The organism is Alkalihalobacillus phoenicis (genome assembly GCF_047302405.1).
Classification (GTDB): domain Bacteria; phylum Bacillota; class Bacilli; order Bacillales; family Bacillaceae_D; genus Alkalihalobacillus.
Map to the genome: position 1 here is coordinate 2276697 of NZ_CP154853.1, position 18268 is coordinate 2294964.

17 protein-coding genes and 1 pseudogene are annotated in these 18268 nt (G+C 35.3%); 3 read left to right on the forward strand and 15 right to left on the reverse strand.

Going from position 1 to position 18268, the window contains the following annotated elements:
- Positions 1-85: 85 nt before the first annotated feature.
- The 10 genes from AA0017_RS10865 to AA0017_RS10910 form a co-directional block, all read right to left on the reverse strand.
- Positions 86-1150, reverse strand: a complete 1065-nt coding sequence (locus AA0017_RS10865) for a Ger(x)C family spore germination protein (protein WP_413381846.1) — start codon at positions 1148-1150, stop codon at positions 86-88.
- Positions 1143-2222 carry a GerAB/ArcD/ProY family transporter gene (locus AA0017_RS10870; RefSeq protein ID WP_413381849.1) on the reverse strand — a complete coding sequence of 360 codons (1080 nt, stop codon included), beginning with the start codon at positions 2220-2222 and terminating at the stop codon, positions 1143-1145. Before AA0017_RS10870 ends, AA0017_RS10865 begins: the two co-directional genes overlap by 8 nt.
- Positions 2215-3543 carry a spore germination protein gene (locus tag AA0017_RS10875; protein WP_413381852.1) on the reverse strand — a complete coding sequence of 443 codons (1329 nt, stop codon included), beginning with the start codon at positions 3541-3543 and terminating at the stop codon, positions 2215-2217. Before AA0017_RS10875 ends, AA0017_RS10870 begins: the two co-directional genes overlap by 8 nt.
- 210 nt (positions 3544-3753) lie before the next feature.
- A complete protein-coding gene (locus AA0017_RS10880; protein ID WP_413381854.1) occupies positions 3754-4086 on the reverse strand; it encodes a hypothetical protein in 333 nt (110 codons plus the stop codon).
- Positions 4087-4162: 76 nt separating this feature from the next.
- The gene (locus AA0017_RS10885; RefSeq protein WP_413381857.1) at positions 4163-4714 is read right to left on the reverse strand and encodes a GNAT family N-acetyltransferase; all 552 of its coding nucleotides are present in this window, start codon (positions 4712-4714) and stop codon (positions 4163-4165) included.
- 275 nt (positions 4715-4989) lie between these two features.
- Positions 4990-6426, reverse strand: coding sequence for a serine hydrolase (locus AA0017_RS10890; protein WP_413381860.1), 1437 nt, complete (start codon positions 6424-6426; stop codon positions 4990-4992).
- Positions 6427-6814: 388 nt separating this feature from the next.
- Positions 6815-7216, reverse strand: a complete 402-nt coding sequence (locus AA0017_RS10895) for a VOC family protein (RefSeq protein ID WP_413381863.1) — start codon at positions 7214-7216, stop codon at positions 6815-6817.
- 8 nt (positions 7217-7224) lie between these two features.
- Positions 7225-7791: a GNAT family N-acetyltransferase gene (locus AA0017_RS10900; protein ID WP_413381866.1), complete on the reverse strand. Its 567-nt coding sequence runs from the start codon at positions 7789-7791 to the stop codon at positions 7225-7227.
- Between the two features lie 32 nt (positions 7792-7823).
- Positions 7824-8543, reverse strand: a complete 720-nt coding sequence (locus AA0017_RS10905; protein ID WP_413381869.1) for a metallophosphoesterase family protein — start codon at positions 8541-8543, stop codon at positions 7824-7826.
- 620 nt (positions 8544-9163) lie between these two features.
- A complete protein-coding gene (locus AA0017_RS10910; RefSeq protein WP_413381872.1) occupies positions 9164-10165 on the reverse strand; it encodes a glycosyltransferase in 1002 nt (333 codons plus the stop codon).
- A 387-nt stretch (positions 10166-10552) separates the two neighbouring features.
- On the opposite strand from AA0017_RS10910, the gene rsgA reads away from it, so the two are divergent.
- Positions 10553-11605 carry a ribosome small subunit-dependent GTPase A gene (rsgA, locus tag AA0017_RS10915; protein ID WP_413381875.1) on the forward strand — a complete coding sequence of 351 codons (1053 nt, stop codon included), beginning with the start codon at positions 10553-10555 and terminating at the stop codon, positions 11603-11605.
- Between the two features lie 375 nt (positions 11606-11980).
- Here the strand turns inward: rsgA and AA0017_RS10920 are convergent, their stop codons facing one another.
- Both AA0017_RS10920 and AA0017_RS10925 read right to left on the reverse strand, forming a co-directional pair.
- Entirely contained in the window at positions 11981-12511 is a 531-nt protein-coding gene (locus AA0017_RS10920; protein ID WP_413381878.1) for a hypothetical protein, read from the reverse strand.
- A gap of 83 nt (positions 12512-12594) precedes the next feature.
- Positions 12595-12954: pseudogene (locus AA0017_RS10925) on the reverse strand (insertion element protein); the annotation flags it as partial.
- A 782-nt stretch (positions 12955-13736) separates the two neighbouring features.
- On the opposite strand from AA0017_RS10925, the gene AA0017_RS10930 reads away from it, so the two are divergent.
- Positions 13737-14333 (forward strand): hypothetical protein, encoded by a 597-nt coding sequence (locus tag AA0017_RS10930; protein ID WP_413381881.1) that lies wholly within the window; start codon positions 13737-13739, stop codon positions 14331-14333.
- Positions 14334-14660: 327 nt separating this feature from the next.
- Here the strand turns inward: AA0017_RS10930 and AA0017_RS10935 are convergent, their stop codons facing one another.
- The 3 genes from AA0017_RS10935 to AA0017_RS10945 all read right to left on the reverse strand — a co-directional run bounded on the left by AA0017_RS10935 (position 14661) and on the right by AA0017_RS10945 (position 16609).
- A complete protein-coding gene (locus AA0017_RS10935) occupies positions 14661-15104 on the reverse strand; it encodes an N-acetyltransferase family protein (RefSeq protein WP_413381884.1) in 444 nt (147 codons plus the stop codon).
- A gap of 30 nt (positions 15105-15134) precedes the next feature.
- On the reverse strand, positions 15135-15752 hold the full coding sequence (locus tag AA0017_RS10940; protein ID WP_413381887.1) for a GNAT family N-acetyltransferase: 618 nt from the start codon (positions 15750-15752) through the stop codon (positions 15135-15137).
- Positions 15753-15985: 233 nt separating this feature from the next.
- A complete protein-coding gene (locus tag AA0017_RS10945; protein WP_413381890.1) occupies positions 15986-16609 on the reverse strand; it encodes a LysE/ArgO family amino acid transporter in 624 nt (207 codons plus the stop codon).
- Positions 16610-16724: 115 nt separating this feature from the next.
- Between AA0017_RS10945 and AA0017_RS10950 the strand changes: the two genes are divergently transcribed.
- On the forward strand, positions 16725-18107 hold the full coding sequence (locus AA0017_RS10950; protein WP_413381893.1) for a PLP-dependent aminotransferase family protein: 1383 nt from the start codon (positions 16725-16727) through the stop codon (positions 18105-18107).
- Positions 18108-18268 lie beyond the last annotated feature (161 nt).

The following is an 18268-nucleotide window of genomic DNA, read 5'->3' on the forward strand; positions in this document are numbered from 1 at the left end:
CAACAATATACTTTACTTAATCGAATGAAAAAGGAGCTATTTCAACTTGAAACGGCTCCCTCTTATCTAGTCAAAAAAGCCTTGCCTACATTTTCAAATTTCCACTGTTTTGAATATCTACCTCAAAATGAATATCAGTTGTTATATGAGGATAATATTTAGAACGCCATTGCGTAAGCTCTGAGCGTGGTAGCTTATTTCTAAAAAGTTGACCAATCCCTAAGATATCGGACTCCACTTGTTGAATCTTAGTGAACATTTCATTAAACCGTTCGGTTAGTTGCTGATTTAATTGTTCTTTTATCACTTTTTCCGTGGTTCCTTGTTTTGTTTCCATTATAGTCACTTTTAAAAAAACAGTGGATGCCAGTTTAGGTTTTCCCTGCACAAAAGTAGCTTTATGCCTCATTGAATTTTCTACTATTCTTACTGCTGCATTATCTGTCACTTCAATAATTCCTTGAGTACTTTCACCATTAAAGGCGTTATATAAGAGTGTTTCTTTCGAATCAATTCGACTAACCATTCGACCTTCTTTAATTACGGCTGAACCTGTCTGTTCAACCATCGTTGTATCTCCTAATTTTAATATTGGCACTGCCACATCATTTGTTAAAGAATGAATACTTCTATAAATATGCCAAACTCTAGTCAGAGCAATTTGTGGGTTCCAACCTGCATCCTTTTCAAAATAGTCTAATAAAACCGTACCTTCATTACCATGATTTCCCATCTTTGAAAAAAAGGTATTTAAGTCTTCTTCACATATAGTAAATAATGCTTTTGACGATATGTCTCTTGACCGTAAAAAGGCAGAAATTAGATCATCAAAGCCTTCTTCTGCAATCTCCTGTCCCACAACAATGACTTTGACATGTAATAGATCCACTTGGCTTTCCATATTTGTACTAATATTATTGATAATTTCATTAATCGTTTTCCCACTATCAATAACAATTCTAGTCTCGTTTTGATTTTCAGATGGCAGCGGAATTTGTAGAAATACTTTATACGCATCATCTATTTCTTCTTTTGCAATTCCTAAAACAACTGGCATGACACGGTGATTAATATCTTTATAGTCCCAACAGCCACTTAAGAAACAGATTGAAATAAACATGATTAAGCACATTAACATTCTTTTATGCATGATAAGCCCCTCCTTTTTTTCTAGATCGTTTTCCTAGAAACAATAAAGATAAGGGCGTTAAAAAAATCACATAAAACCTTAAAGGCGTATTCCATGTAAATAATTGATCAATTTCACTCCAACTTGGAATCATCCAACAAACGACCAATGTGATAAGAGCTGTGATCAAGACCAAAAATTGATTATTTATCTTAGGCAAATAATGATTTAATATTTTGGCCGTATTAAAAATAATAAAAGAAATAAACAACATAATAAAGGCAATTGAACTTAACAAAAAAAACATCGTGATCCGGTCTAAGCCTAACCAGTTAATATTAACTGCATCTGTTGCCACAACGAAGGGAAACATCATAGTCGATGCCGTCTGCTGACCAAAAGTAAGAATCGGAATATATACGGATATAAAAAAGAAGGGAGCGATAAACAAAGCAGCCAGCAAAATGCTTTGTTTATGAAGTGGAAAATACGGTTGAATCAATCCTAGAAACAAGAACCCTCCCCCTACTGCAAAAAAGCTTTTAAAATATGCTTCACTTGTTAAGAAGCTAAAATCATTACTCCAAAAAGGCAGGAAATAATGCCAATCCACATTTTGAAAGGACATCACAAAAACGAAAAAAATACATGGTAGAAATAGCATCGCTAATAATAGAGCGGCTCGAAAAATGGACTTGATTCCTAACATGGCTAGATAAGTTGAAATAAGAACCAACAATATCGTGACTCCTTGCAAAGATGCATTCGATAAAAAAATAATGAGAATGATTTCAGCATAAGCTCTTACTGAAATGATTAATGCCATAAAAAAATACAAACAGATCGGAACTAAAAAGAAGATTGAATACATTTTTCCTGCCTTTGAATAGATCGAAATAATCGTCTGATTAGGAAAATAGCTCAACCCTTTCATATAAAGACCAAGTAACAAAAAATGGAGTAGTATTGCAAGAAAAATAGGCAACCAATGACTACCATCCGTACTTCCAATAATGTTTGATGGATACAAAAAAAAGATAAGTCCTAAGTGAATGAGAATATATAATACAGATACTTGTATGTTTTTATTCACTGAAAGACCCATCCTTTTCTGGTTGTAATTTTAAATAAGGAATATTAAACACTTTTAAACTGGCCAAATATGAGCAGATAATAAAGATTCCCGCTAAAACTCCTAGTATCCCATAAATGGAAGCAAGAATAACTATAATATATTTTAAAAAACGAATAGAGATTGCATTTTGATAACCAATTACCGTAGAGTTCGCAATCAGCGTTGCGGCTAAAATAATAATTAACAAATTACTGACCAATTTTGCATCTACAACTGCCTGTCCCAGTATAATACCACCAACCATCGTTATCGTTGGACCTATACTCTTTGGTAGACGTACACTCGCTTCAAGAATCAGTTCTAAAACCAATAACATAAGTAAGACTTCCACTATTGCAGGATAGGGTACCCCCTCCCTACTTTGAGCAACGGATAAAGCAAGCTCTATCCGAAGAACTTCTGGATTTACAGCAACTAAAGCTACATACAAACCAGGTACGATCACAGCAATTAATATGCCTAATACCCGTAGAAAACGAATGAGCAACATAAATGGATAAAGTAAATTTTTATCATTTTCTAAAAAAACCATATCTGAAAATAAGCTTGGCAAAATAAAAGCAAATGGTATTCTATTTATCATCAAAGTAACTTTTCCATTAAGAAGAGCTTGACTAGCCTCTTGTGGCAATTCAGTCGTATGAAATTTTGGAATAATAGTCCAAGGAGAAAATTCAAATAGCTTCATCATATCTTGTGTCGTATTGACATTATTATTTTGTTTTCTTTTTATTTGATTGATAATCGAATGAATCAGCTGCTCATTTGCTTTATCCTTTAAATATAAAAGGGACAAATGATTTTTTTCTTCTTTACCGAGAGTGAAAGTATTAACTATAAGTTGCTTTGAAATCAACTGTTTGCGCATTAATCCTTGATTCGTTAACAAACTCTCATTAAAGGCACTCTTAGGTCCATTGATTGCACTTTCTTCACTAGGTGGTTCTATTGAACGTTCTAGAGTTTGAGGTGTAGGTTTAACACTAACAAAACACCTATTTAAAGGAATGTAAATAACGAGGTTACACTCTAGTATTTCGGATTCAACTCGCTCCACTGTCTCGACTTTATTACCAAGATTTTGAATTAATAATAGAGTTTCAACGTGTAACGCTGCGGTTAAAATCGTATGTTCGATCCCTTGCATTGTTGAAGGAAAATCAATTAATGAATTCAGTCCCAAAAAAACAAGATGAACATCATCATATTGTTGTTCAATACATAGAAAATCATCATTGTTTTGAAATGCTAACTTAATCTCGGTTAATACTTCAGCCATTACTTGAGCTCCTTCAAATTAATACTATCTAGTATTCCGAAAGAGTCGAAATTATATGCAGCAATGTTTTAATCCCGCTCTCACCTTAATATCTGATTATTTATAAACAGACTCTACGAGGACACAGAGTATTCTTTGTAACTTTAGAACTATAAAAAAAAGAATAGATTCTACAAATGTAATATCCACTCTTTAAAAATATAGTTTAACTTAGGAACCACCTTTGTTCTCTGGTTTAAATAAATATTTATATGGATGCTGCTTCTCATTAGTGAATTCCAAAAGGAAAGGTCGAATCGCATATAACATAAAAATATAAATTAATGCGTAATAGGAAATAGCAAGTTCTAACTGCGTTGAGATTAAGAGGGCAATGATCGTTAACGGCGAAGTCAAAAGAGCCAATCCGAGCATTCTTTGGCTAGCCTCCGAAGTAGAAAATTGCTTTTCTTTACACACCGTACAACATTTTCCATCATAAAAAATAAATAACCGACTCCATTTAAATAAATGGCCACAATTCCAACATTTCGCTTTTTTCATTTGATTCCCCCTATATGTTCACACTCTACATTCAAATGAAAAAAGAGCTACCTTAGCAACTCTTTTTTCCTACTCGTTAACAGCTTAGTTTAATAAGAGCTTTCTCCCACTCCTCACGTAAAATCCCCATTCGAATAGAATCATAATATTGATTGTTATAAAAGCGAACTTTACGAATACGTGCTTCCATTGTCATTCCGAGCTTTTGGGCGACGCGGATCATCCGCTCATTTCCAGACCATGTGGTTAAACCAACTCGCACTAACGGTATTGCCCGAAATAAATGATTCATCCAGAGTTTGAGAGCACGCGTGCCAAGTCCCTTACCCCAGTTTCCTGATTGATAAAAAATAATCCCCATTTCAAGCCAGTTTTTTTGTTCATCTTCATAATAATAAGAGACGGTTCCACATACCTTACCATTAATTACTATTGTCCAAATATCATCTGCACCTACCCAATTCACACAACCTTCCAAAAACTCTTCATATGGTTTTGCTTTATGAGGAAAATAAGGAGCGTCCCACTTTTTCCATTCAGGTTGTTCTTCCTTATAAATGAGCTCCCACAGTCGTGGTAAATCAGCTTCTATGATTGGACGAATTGTTAAGTTATCATTTGTATACATTCAAATCCTCTTTTCAATTAATTAGTATTCCGACAAGATTGAAAAGAAGATAGCCTACACTAACTACTCTTCAATCACCTTAGTTGCTAAAATCTGTTCCATCTAAATCCCCCACCTTCCATTAGTTGTCAGAAATATCATAACATTATTATTTTATTTTGAATAGATTCCTTGCACCATAATCGCGACAATCCCTACTTATTACAGCAAAAAGACTAATGTTAAAGTTTTTTTGTTTTCCATTCACTCAAGTCACTTTCACCAAAGTTAGCTTCTTACAACTCTTCCTCAACAAGTGCTCGCAAATGCTCAATCGCCTCGTCATTTGTTGGATTTAGCTCGATCGCTTTTTTAAAATAGCGAGTAGCTTCCACTCGGTCACCTTTTGCTTGATACATCTCACCTAAGCTATCATGTAAATTAGTAGATTCTAGGAAAAGCTCTACTGCCATCTTTAACAGAGCAATTCCTTCGTCTACTTTCTCATCTTCAAAAAGCTCATAAGCGACATAATTTAATTCTGCCTCTAATACATTAAAGCCAACATCTATCTTTCCACCCTTAATCCGCTTAAATTCCTCCAAAGTCACCTTCTCCCCCGACTCTATTAATGACTTCGCTAAAAAACGGGCAAGCGATCTTTTCACACCATCAACCTTTTCACCTATTACAACATCGAGAACCGCTTTCCAGATAACAGCCGTTCCACTGTAATCATTATTTGTGAAAAGGATGATACTTATTTTTTTCTCTGGTAAGACGATTAAATTGCTACGAAATCCAGTATCCAAGCCTGAATGAGAATACATCTTACGTCCTTTATATTGGCCAATAAACCATGCCAAACCTACCTCATCCATCTCTTCTCCCCAATTTGTCTTTTGTACTGGTTCAAACATTTCCGCAAAATATTCTCCACCAATTAACGATTGTTCCTGAAATAAACCTTTGTTATGCATCATAATTGCATAATTTGTCATTTCCTCTAAGCTTGTGCATAACGTCGAGCTAGCGGCATGACGACGGTTATAAGGAAAAACTGGACTAACTTTCGGTCCATAAGTACCGTCCATTGATAAAATATGTGGAGTCGCGATCTTACTTCTATTAAGCTCCTTATTTAAGAAACTACTCTCATTCATACTTAAAGGTTTTAAAATCCGCTCCTCAACATATTTTTCAAACGGTCGACCAGATACCTTTTGAATGATATCCCCTAATATTTCAAAGGCCGTATTGCTGTATTCAAATTTTTCACTAGGCGTAAAGTTTAACTTTTCATTTTTTTTACTCTTTACATACCGTTCAATCGCCAGCTCGTCATATTCAGGATTTCCCCAATTAAATTCATATTCATTCGGGATTCCAGAACAGTGACTTAATAGATCGCGTGTTGTAATAATGCAATATCGTTCATCAGCTAGGCAAAAATAAGGCAAATAAGAAATAATCGGTTCATCAAGATTTAAATCACCTTTTTCAACTAATTGCATGATAGCTAAAGCAACAAATGTTTTGGAGATAGAAGCTGTATGGAAAAGAGTTTCCTTCGTCACCGCTTCATACATCTCCATATTCATCACACCAAAACCCTTCATATATATCTTCTGTTCTCCCTGAGTTACCGCAATTGCCAGTCCTGGGATCGGTTCATTGGTCATTAATTCTGTTAAGATTTCATCTAATTTATTCGTTATTTGTTTTATAGACATCACTTTATTCCTCCAATTAATCGTTTTGTATTAGAAAAATAAAGCCCCTGTATCTAAGAGATATTCATAAAAAAAAAACAGAGCAACCCAAAAAAATGAGCGCTCTGTAGTATTTGTAAAAACACGATACAAGAGGCTTCATAATGGATAAAAAAGGCATACTTATCCCTTGTTTGCCATCAACAGAAAAAAACAAGGTCATATACACATTTCATTAAAGTCCATTATAAAGTTACCATTGGTCGTATTTTCTCCTCTCGAATATCTCCTAATTAATCTTACTTCTCATTTATCTGAAAAGCAAGAAAATACAGCTGAATCTGCTTTAAAAACTCCCCTGTAAATCTAATTATTAGTTGCATTAAAATCGAGACTCTAATACATCGTACTATTCATTCGGTGCGACCAACTCAACCTTCATACGATCTGGATCTTCAAAATAAACCGCGTAGTGTTCTGTACCACCAGCAAAAGGATGTTTCTCCTGATAGAGGAGCTTTACCCCCTTTATTTTTAACTGCTCAGTCAGTACATCGACATGTTCTCTTGAACTTGCAAAAAAAGCCAAATGATTTAATCCGACACGGCAACGATGATAAGGTCTATCTAAAAAGCGTTCCTCTGCTTGTACAAATACGAAGTATGAATTTCCTAATTTCCAGCTCTGTCCTCCGTCCCATTTTTGGAACGAGTGATAGCCAAGTTCCTCCAATAACCAGCCCCAAAACTGAGTACTTTTCTGTAAGTTTGAAACATAGATTTCTAAATGATGAATTGCCCCCGTTGTCACTTTTGTCTTTACTCCTCTCTTTTGTACATATGAATAAAATCAGCTTTAATCATCGAATACATATACAAATCATCAAACTTCCCAGCTGTAAATTCATAGTTTCTTAGGAGACCTTCACGAACAAAGCCGTGCTTTTCAACCAACCTTTGTGATGCTAGATTAGCAGGTTCAATTAAGGCTTCGATGCGCTCAAGCTCTAATTGTTCAAATCCATATTGAACGACTTGTCCAAGTGCTTCTCCAGCAAGACCTTTTCTCCAATAGTTACTACTTAATTCAAAACCAACCTCAGCTCGAAAATGTTTCTGACTCCGGTTTAAAAAACCACAGCTTCCGATCACTTTTCCTTCTTCTTTTAACGTAATGCCCCATCTCATTCCAGATTTTTTTTCTAGAATGGACTGATACCAACCGATCTCCTCTAACGCATCATCAATTGTTTTAAAAGGAGTTAATCCCATATGTTTGACAACTTCTTCCCTTGATAAATAAGAAAGCAAGTCCTTCGCATCACTCTCTACTACTTCCCTAAGTATCAATCTTTCTGTTTCTAAAACAGGTAAGCGATTAATCATTTTTCCTCCTAATTTTTCAAGTCATTTTTCTACTATTTTGGATTGCGATATTTTCCTAACAATATTTCATCACGGTATTTTTCTAAGTCAGGTAGCCCTAACTTTTCGGCAATCGCTAATTCAGCCTCCCTATCGTACTCAACCCTGACAAATTGAATGGAATTAAACGAACTTGTACCATCAATGATTGCATATGACGCTGTAGTTAAATCGAGAGAATTACCTACACTTCCGACATTACAAATAATGCCTTTTTTGTATGTATGCATAAAAGTAGTATGGATATCGCCATAGAAAATCATATCCGGGCTTCTATCAGGAGCAGCTTCATTTAATGTTTCACTATACTCAAACATCGAGAGTAATTTTTCTGATGAGTGAAATGGTAAAATCCGTTCAAACTCACTTCTAGGTGATGCATGAAAACAACGAATCAATTGACCTTTTAGTTCTACATCAATAGAAAAAGGCAATGACTTTAAATATTTAAAATCTGAGTCCGTCAACCTTTCTTGAAACCATTGGATAAATTCACTATCTGAAGGATTTTGGATAAAAGTATCCCAGTTGCCACGAATCACTTTGTGACAATTCTCTTGCACCAATTTAATACATTCCGAACCCTGTGGACCTTTTCCAATTAAATCCCCTAAACAAAAAATTTGCTCGATTTCTCTACTCTTTATATCTGATAAAACAGCTTCTAATGCCGTTTTATTTCCATGAATATCTGAGATGATTGCTATTTTCATGTTGTACCTCCAATATTTAAGAATGACTAACCCTATATTCGCTGTTGTTTCGTTAGACTATAAACAACATTATCAAAAAACATCCAACAGATTAAACGGTCGTAAACTTCAGTAGGTTGTTTTTACTTCAGATATCACGATTCTCAAGTTCAAATAATTTTACTACATTAAAAACTTCAATTTAGAACACACTCTACAATTAACATACTCCACGGTTTTAAAGTTACTTCTTTCCGTCCTTATTGCTATTTAGAGTTACGAAAAATTACTATCATTTACATTCGACAATTCTCTTCAAAGACCTTTGTATTGATACACTTCATTTAAAATTAGTTGAAGAACTAGCTAACCGTTTGTTTAGTGTGTGGTACTATTATTGCTATTGTAATAAAAACCCTGCCCACCTTTGATTATAGTGAGTATCACTCGTTATTGGTAATGAAAACCTCGCTAAATAGCAAAAAGCCCAGAATAATCTGAACTTTTTTTGTTATTTACTATGTGATATATACTAAAACTCCAATATGACTTTAATTTTCACCATAATATTAAATCCTTACAACAGTAGAACATTTTTTCTAACATTCTTCCAATTATAATATATTCTCCAAAGTAGAATTTTATTTTACGACCCTTTTTATTGCCTCTAGCATTTCCGCAGCACGATGTTCAATCGTATGATTTTGATGAACAAACTGATATCCATTCGACGTAATTATCTGTCTATCTTTTTCATTTCTTAAATAATACATCGTTTTTTCATAAAAATCATCGACTGTACATGCAACAAAGTTCTTCCCATCAATAAACCCTAATTCTTCAATGTCCTCATTCGTTTCAGCTAACAGCAAGGTGTTACAGGCCAATGCCTCAAAAAATTTAAGAACGGCAATGCCACCTGTTAAATTACGACTCCCACAAGTATAAAAAATTTTAGCACGATTCACTTCTTTCGCATATGCTTGATTGACAAAGTTCCCTTCTTCTTCCTTAACTCGGTGCCCTGGATGTGGATGAAAAACAAACCCTTCCTCTCCTAACATTCGTTTCAATACTTGATCACGGAACTCATATCTACCTTTTGCTGGTATCGTTTTTGGCACTGGAATCTTTTTCTCCTCTAATTCCTCTGGAGTTGTATGAACGAGACCTAATAGTAATGATTGAATGTCTTTTGGTTGTTGCCAATCCTTCATGACATCTTGATTAATCGCCCAAGGTACCCAGCATAACTTCTCTTTGAATTGAGGAAATACTTTTAAAAAAGGGTTTTTGGTCGGGGAAAAAATAAGATCAACTTTGTTATTTGTTATATACTCGATTCTTTTTAAAGGCTCCCAATGCAGATCAATTACATAAGCCCCTTTTGCAATATTAACCTGTTCTAAACCAGTGATTTTCGGCCCTAATCCATACAACCAAGCAATATCATAATGCAAGATAAAATCCGGCTCAAATTTCATAAAATTGATTATTTCTTTAATATCACCGTCTTCATGCCAATAGCGAACAGTTGCTATTTTTTCAAGCGCTTGAATCATGTCCCATTTAGGCTTATGTTTTAAATACTCATAGAATGGTCTTATGAGGACGAGTATCTTTAATTTCTTTTTATATTTCATTTCTTCACTCCCTAATATAAATTCTTATATATCTCCATCTTTTTATCCTATTCCTTAACCTTTAATTATGTAATGGGAAAGAGCCCGCTTTCAGAAAAAGTGACCAAATCACTCAATTCTAATTAATCTCAATTATTGAAAATCAAACTTTACAATCTCCATTATTTGATATATGATAAGCTTACTATTAAGGAAAGAAGGTGATGGCATATGAAATACGTACTAACAAACAGACAATCATCTATTTTAATGCTCATCCATCATCCTTCTCAATTATTGATCGGTTAATTTTTAACGTTTCAACTAGTTAAGTATGCAAAAGTGCGGATGATGGGTGACCTTATTCGGGCTTTTTTTGTATGCATAAAAACACTAGGAGGAACACATTTGAATTTATTACAAACACGTTTAGCTTATAAAGAGGAAATGAATTTCACAGGAAATGAAGAGCATCTCGCTCGAGTTATTAATGAACAAAAAGGCAGATATATTGTCGAGACAATGTCAGGGCCTCGCTCTGCTCTTGTCAAAGGGAAAATGCATTATGAAGCATTCTCTAGAATGGATTTTCCCGCTGTTGGAGATTGGGTGATTCTTAGAGATGTCGCCACAACAGATGAAGTTATTATCGATGAGATTCTACCTCGATATAGCAAAATCACCCGTAAAGTCGCGGGTTTAAAAACAGATGTACAAATTGTTGCAACGAATGTGACAAAGGTTTTTATCGTCGTTAGTGCTGAGGAACCTTTAAATGCACGGAAACTCGAACGCTATTTAGCAGCCGTTTGGGATAGTGGAGCTTCCCCGTTTATTGTATTTTCTAAAGCGGATTTAGCTGAAGATGGTGAGAAATTGAAAGAAGAGGCAGAACTCATCGCCTTTGGGGTTCCCCTGTTCTTATGGAGTGCAGAAACAACGGACGGAAAAGAAGAGATTCTCGAACATATTAATCCTGACGATACAATCGTTCTAATTGGCAGCTCTGGCGTTGGAAAATCAACGTTGATAAATGCTTTGTTAGAAGCAGACATTCAAAAAACAGGCGCCGTTCGTGCTGAGGATAAAAAAGGAAGACATACAACGACACACCGTGAGCTCCTCCTTCTGCCAAATGGTGGAGTCATTATTGATACACCTGGAATGAGAGAGCTGCAGCTTTGGGCGGAAGATGATCAATCCTTAAGTGGCTCATTCAATGATATCTCTACCTTATTTGAGCAATGCCGATTTGCGGATTGTTCACATAAAACCGAGCCAGGATGTGCTGTTTTGTCTGCCCTTGAGGACGGGACATTGGAGAAAAACAGATGGCAAAGCTACCTTAAACTCCAACGAGAACTAGCCTACGCCAACCGGAAACAAAATGCCCGACTCGCTTCAGAAGAAAAGAAGCGGTGGAAAAACGTCACACAAAAGAGGAAAAAGGATAAATATTAAGATTAAGAAAGAGCCCACGTTTTTGGGCTTTTTCTTTAATTATCACGATTTAGACATTGAAGAACGTGCTAATAATGACATAAAACAAGTTTTCAGAGAGTACAATAAATGGCATCATGAAGGAAGACAAAAACCATTGACGGAGTACTTTGAATTGCAGAGGTTATTTGATTAAAGAACTTAGGATCCACCAATTAAAGTAACGGGTTCTCTTTTGGGGGACAAAAGTTAAAAAAACAACAAAAAACGCATCATTAACAGCATCAAAAAAAGCATCAATTTTAGCACCGATGACTTATTAATTTCTTCAATATTTAACACAAAAATCAAATAGAACCGCTAAAAAGGAGCATATTGATTATGCTCCTTTTACATTTAACGATTAAGTTTATTAATTTCCTCAAAAATTCTTGAATACACAGCTCTTATGTGTTTCTCAGTTTTTTTATTATTGAATAGACCAAACCCCCAACTTTTTAATGACTCATCTTCTTGTTTAAGGACCCCAACAGCATAGCTTTGACCAGCATTCCATTTCCAAGACTCATCATAACCCGTTTCTTTTATGGTAAAAGGGATATGATTATTTGCTGATATAAAAAAGAATGGAATAGTTGAGTCTAAATAAATATTTGCATACTTGCTATCAGCAGCTTCAGGAAGATTTTCTTCCGTAATAAAGACTGCATCATAAGAGTTTAAATCTTCGCTTGTTAGTTCATCAAAAGAAATTTCATTGAACCTAACTTGTTCTTCTTCTACTTCTGGTGGTTCACCGACTACCGCTATACTTAATGCTTTTCCTTCATACAACTCGAAATCAGGACTTTGAGTACAAGCTGTTAGTGCGAATAATAGTATTAACACTATAAAAGATAAATAGTTCTTTCCTTTTTTTCTATTCATTTGCCACCCCCCTGCATTATATTTTAACATAATATTCCATTCGCCTTGTAAATAAATTAATAAGTCGTGCAAGCTCTTTTTTACTACCTCAAATACAAAATATCCTCTATTTTAAACCTTTTGTCCGTTAACCCTAAACGCTGTGCGGGAGTCAACTTTTGCTTATCAAATGATTTATAGGGGAGGCAGAAATTGTAATAGGTTCTGAGAATAGTGGTAGCCATTTGAGCGTATTTCGGATTGAAATTGGAATAAATATAACTTTTCCCATCACCTCTTGCAGTGGTGAGTGGGCGTTCCAAAACCGATAATTTCCTACGAATGTGTTGGATGAAGAAGTTGGTGGAGTGGTCGTTCACTTTCAATATCAACTTGGCTACTTCTTCGGGTTCCAGTGAAGATAAATCTGTTTTGCAATCCACACCTGGCACTCCTTTGTTCTTTCTCATATGCTGTCCATAGATTCTTATGGGCAATGACCTTATCCTAAGATGAATACCACCTTGTTCTGTCCTATCCATGTCGGCATCCCTACGCACTCCTATGTACCCTTTCGTTTCCAACTTATCTCTCCATAGGTAGTGATCTATTCGGTCTTTACCACGATGTTTTCTGCGTTTAGGCGGGAACTGCCTACACCTCCTTGTTTTCCAAGATTGAAGATTGTTCAGCCCTTCGTTTCTGTTTAGAAACTACTATGGCTTCTGCTGACTTCTCATGATTCATTTCCCTATCTCTAGGTTCATTGTTCTCTTAGGAACCCTCATGAGATCTCCCCGGGTAAGAATGATACCTTTCCTCCCACGTAGCCGTTGCATTTACTGTAAGAGATTTGGACAGTATTGGACTTTGCTTTGTTTAGCAAGCTCATCCGTCTCTATTCAGCCTTATATGCAGTTTCAATTCGTCGGCTCAGGGTTTTGCCTCCAGCTTCCTTCAGATTCTGAGTCACCTCAGACACCCTTGCCTTTAAGCTAACAGTTCCTACTGCCAAGTCTGTAGCGGACTTTCACCGCCTAGCTATCACCCATGCCGGGCACACTAAAAATGACCTAATCGCTATTGCGAATAGGTCTGCGATTTTATATGATATTTTACTAATTTGTCCCCCCTCAAGAGAACCCATTACAATTAAAGAAAGTTCCTTTTAAAATTTTCCTTTTCTCAACTCCCTATCCCATAACTGCTATAATAGAATAAAGACCTGAAAGGAAGCCGACTTCAAATGAAACAATACATGCTAGACACGAATTGTATTCGCTATAATGTCACCAAAAATAAATACTTAAAAAAGGCTTCCAAACGTTTTTTTCAAATGGTCGAGGAAGAAAAGGAAACAAATGAAGTTCACTTAGTCATCCCTGAGGAAGTCAAGGAAGAGCTTATTAACCAAACGTATGGATTTCGAGAAGTGTTTCATAATGAGCGAGAAATAGAAAATATTGAGGCCTTTTTGCCACATCTAAAAGTTGTGCCAAATCATATTAACTACGAAGAAGAAAAAGTGATACGTAGAATGGCTGCCATTGTGACAACGCGCTACCGCACCCCTTTAACACAGGAAATCAAAAAGAATTTCCGCTTTCCATCAGCCTCAGATGCCCGAATTTTAGGATCAGCTCTTAAAACAGACTCCATAATGGTCACGAATAATACACGAGAATTTATTCTATTGCTATTCTTAGCCCAACCAAAGCAACAAATTTTATATGATTTAGAAGAAGGGCAATACCTAAAAATATCACAAACTCTTTATGATTTAGTCTGGAATGATCATGAATTTATCCAATTATATAATCACTTTAACAAAAGCTGCTCATAAGTCCCCCCATTCAATTAAACCATCTATTAATTAACATTAATGTATAATTAATACATATAATTAGTTCAGATCGGAGGGAAAAATGAAAAAAACCTTAAAAATTGCCTTACTTATTGTTGCTATCGGTTGGCTAGTATTAATGATTGCAGGTTTTCTCGGGCTGTTTTTTGATATTTAAAAAGATTAAGAGAGGAGCTGCTTATGAAAGTATTTATAAAAGGAGAAAATCCTTTTTAATACTAGAGAATCACAATTAATATTAGTCTTTTTTGCATTGTTCCGAGTTCCAAGTACTTATCTCATTTGGAACTCGGAGGTAAAACTGATTTACTTCAACCTGAGCTCATAATGATAAAAGTCGGTATCCTTTTGATAGCCATTCTTTTCATAAAGCCGTTGTGCAGTTTGATTATCTAGTGCCGTACTTAAACTAATGCTGACTGCACCTGTTTCGATCGCAAATCCCTTTGCTTTCTCTAATAATTGTTCACCAAGGCCGCGTTTACGTGCTCCACTATCAATATACAAATCATTTAAAATCCACGCTCTTTTCATAGATATAGAAGAGAAAGTGGGGTAAAGTTGGGAGAACCCTAAATAATGTTCGCCTTCTTTCACTATAAATATGACTGAATCTTTTTTCTCCAGCCTTTCTGTTAAATAAGCTTTAGCCCCCTTGAGATCAGATACCTGTTCATAAAATTGACGATATTGATTAAATAAAACGGATACTCCTTCTAAATCTTCCATAGTAGCTTGATAAATTTCCAACGACCTTCACTTCCATTTCTTTTTTGATAGTTACAATTCGGGAGTCGTTTTGGAGCGACTATTCGTGAACACTTTTTGATAACAATTGCATTCATGTACCCTTTTAAACTGCTCTTTCATAACCTCCTTTTTATCTCCAACGTAATGGGCAAAAGCCTGTATTGGATGGAAGTCAGGGAACTTACCTTCTACCGCTTTTTTTATTTCATCACCTGTTTCCATATAAACATGTAAATAGGAATGAACGTTTGTGAAGCCTTGTTTGCTATACCAATCATTTACCCAGTCGTCATCTCTTGTCCACGCTTCAAAATAAGTAAGTCCTTTTCTTTGAGCTATTTTTTCAGCCTCATGTAAAAGCTTGTAAGCTATCCCTTTTCCGCGAAAATCAGGGTGAACAGCGATATGCCAGATCATCCCACCAAGCCCCGTAGTTGTTGAACATATCGTTTTTTCCTTGAGCTCATATTCAATATCTAATAAACCAACAATTTGGTCATCAATAAGAGCGACTAACTCAATAGCTGGATTTTCATACGTCTCTTTTTCTTTCAAGACATTGTCAAAATAAGCCGTATCTAAAAAAGCTAAAACGCGACATCGAACCCATCCGGTTTCATCCTCTTTTTTAAATTGTCTAATATTCATAAAAACTCCTTTCAAATGTGCATACCGACCTGTTTTAATAAGTGATGCTCCATAATATCACCCCATTCGAATTAATCAGTTTACTCAATAACTACTCAATCAAAACGAATATATTTCAGTCATTATAGCATGAATTTCCAATTTCACAGCTTCATCATCACTTAAAACCTTAACTTATTAGAATGTCTCAACCTTAATAATACTCCACTACCTCATTTTATTCCTTTATAGATTTACGATACCAATGACAACAAATAATAACCAATCAACAAAGCCACCCCCCAAATGAAAAGAGCTGATATTTTATTAATAAGATTTAACCACTTCCCTGACTGGTCTAGTCTCTTTAACACTTTTCCAAGATAGGAGAGTAATAAGAACACAAGCCATGAAACTAAGATACAAGCTATAGTAAAGGCGATTTTTTCTTCTATTAATTGATAAGGGAGTGAGCTTGTACCAATCACACCGATTGTATCCATTAGAGCATGAGGATTTAATAAGGAAACTGAGATCGCAAAGGTAATCTGCTTTCGAGTAGAAAGAGCTTTTGATTTTTCTTGCATAGTGTGATTAGACGTTTTCCAAATCGTGAACCCCATATAAACTAAAAAGAAAAAACCACCTAAATATAAAATGAGTTGCACTGTCGGAAACGTCATTACAAATACAGAGACACCCATCACCGCCAGTATAATTAATACCGTATCACAAAGGGCAGCTGTAATGACGACTGGCAGTGTTTGTACCCACTTTGGCTGAGTAGCCCCTTGATTAAAGATAAATAGATTTTGTGGGCCTAGTGGTAGAATTAAACCGAGTGATAAAATAAAACCGTGTATAAAAGCAATAATCATTGTTGGATATTCCCCTTTCTTTTGCTCTACCGACGATGATATGCTAAAGACAAAAGAAGGAAAACAACCAATTATCAAAAGATCAAACCAACCAATTTTATGAGGAGTTTTAATGATGAGTTGGAAACCAAACCGTTCGTCTTCTCAAAGCCTGTACGAACAAATTAAATCATGGATGATGACCAAAATTAATCAGGGCGAATGGGTCATCGGTGAAAAATTACCGACACAGCGGAAGCTTGCTGAACAGTTGGAAGTAAATAGGAGCACGATTATTCAAGTATTAGAGGAATTAAAAGCAGAAGGCCTTCTTGCTTCAAAACAAGGTGGATATACTTATGTGAAGAGTAAAAGTTGGAATCAATTTATTAAGAACCAACCAAAATTAAATTGGTCTAGAACGCTCAATCAAGGCTTGTATAAATCAAACCTCGACACGATTCAAAAAGTGAATGAGTATGAATTTTCACCAGGAATTATTCGTTTAGGGACAGGAGAAATGTCACCAGATTTAATGCCCGACAAATTAATTAAAAGTGCGATAGCAATTATCCAGCTTGATTCAACCAACTTAGGGTATTCCGAGTCACAAGGAAATCTAGATTTGCGCCAGTCTTTGTCCAAGCACCTTTTAAAAAGAGGATTACACACATCACCTGAAAACATCTTAATCGTGTCAGGAGCCTTGCAAGCATTACAGCTAATTTCTTTAGGTTTATTAGACGCTAAGTCATACATTTTTTATGATCGTCCGTCTTATTTACCATCAATTCCTTCTGTGCACTCATTATATTGTGAACAATTAAAAGATATCAATCAACACAATGGTTTTTACTATACGATTCCAACATTAAATAATCCTACTGGTGACATTTTAAACATGGAAGAAAGAAAAAAAATCATTTCTTCGATGAACTTGCCAATTATTGAAGATGATGTTTATCATGAATTGGCCTTTGAAGAAGCACCCAATGCACTGAAGTCTCTCGACCATGATGGCCAAGTGATTTATATTGGGAGCATTTCAAAAACCATAAGCCCAGGACTAAGAATTGGTTGGATTGTCGCTCCAACATTGGTCATTAACCGGCTAGCAGACTTAAAAATGCAGCTTGATTATGGATGTAGCACATTGTCCCAACAAGTGATTTCGAATTTATTAAACACAACTGCCTATGAAGATCATATGTCTCACCTACGACAACAATTAAAAGAGCGGGCCTCTTTTATGGAGAATCTCTTAGAAAAACTTTTTTCTCCTATTGCAACATGGAACTCTCCAAAAGGTGGCTTCTATATCTGGATAAAATTTAAAAATCCAGTCGTAACCAAATCTCTTTTTCAAAATTTACTTAAGAGAAACATTTTAATCAACCCAGGTTATCTTTATTACCCAAAAGACTTTTACCATTTAAGACTGTCATTTGCCTATTGCACATTTGAAGAAATGGAACATGGATTATCACTGCTATATGATGAAATTATGAAGGTTATTTAAAATATGATTGCCATTTAGATATACTAAAGGGGCTTATGCTGGTTAGATAACACATCAAACCTTGAATTAGTTAGTTTAACAATAAAGAATTTCACTATTTTTCAATTAATTCGATCGGCATATCTTTCCACTCTCGCTGGAATAATTTTTTTGTTGAAGTA

Bases quoted from the DNA above. Each gene is read 5' to 3' on its own strand.
- AA0017_RS10865 (WP_413381846.1), bottom strand. From the start codon at position 1,150: ATGCATAAAAGAATGTTAATGTGCTTAATCATGTTTATTTCAATCTGT.
- AA0017_RS10875 (WP_413381852.1), bottom strand. From the start codon at position 3,543: ATGGCTGAAGTATTAACCGAGATTAAGTTAGCATTTCAAAACAATGAT.
- AA0017_RS10880 (WP_413381854.1), bottom strand. From the start codon at position 4,086: ATGAAAAAAGCGAAATGTTGGAATTGTGGCCATTTATTTAAATGGAGT.
- AA0017_RS10885 (WP_413381857.1), bottom strand. From the start codon at position 4,714: ATGTATACAAATGATAACTTAACAATTCGTCCAATCATAGAAGCTGAT.
- AA0017_RS10890 (WP_413381860.1), bottom strand. From the start codon at position 6,426: ATGTCTATAAAACAAATAACGAATAAATTAGATGAAATCTTAACAGAA.
- AA0017_RS10900 (WP_413381866.1), bottom strand. From the start codon at position 7,791: ATGATTAATCGCTTACCTGTTTTAGAAACAGAAAGATTGATACTTAGG.
- AA0017_RS10905 (WP_413381869.1), bottom strand. From the start codon at position 8,543: ATGAAAATAGCAATCATCTCAGATATTCATGGAAATAAAACGGCATTA.
- AA0017_RS10910 (WP_413381872.1), bottom strand. From the start codon at position 10,165: ATGAAATATAAAAAGAAATTAAAGATACTCGTCCTCATAAGACCATTC.
- AA0017_RS10920 (WP_413381878.1), bottom strand. From the start codon at position 12,511: ATGAATAGAAAAAAAGGAAAGAACTATTTATCTTTTATAGTGTTAATA.
- AA0017_RS10930 (WP_413381881.1), top strand. From the start codon at position 13,737: ATGAAACAATACATGCTAGACACGAATTGTATTCGCTATAATGTCACC.
- AA0017_RS10940 (WP_413381887.1), bottom strand. From the start codon at position 15,752: ATGAATATTAGACAATTTAAAAAAGAGGATGAAACCGGATGGGTTCGA.
- AA0017_RS10945 (WP_413381890.1), bottom strand. From the start codon at position 16,609: ATGATTATTGCTTTTATACACGGTTTTATTTTATCACTCGGTTTAATT.
- AA0017_RS10950 (WP_413381893.1), top strand. From the start codon at position 16,725: ATGAGTTGGAAACCAAACCGTTCGTCTTCTCAAAGCCTGTACGAACAA.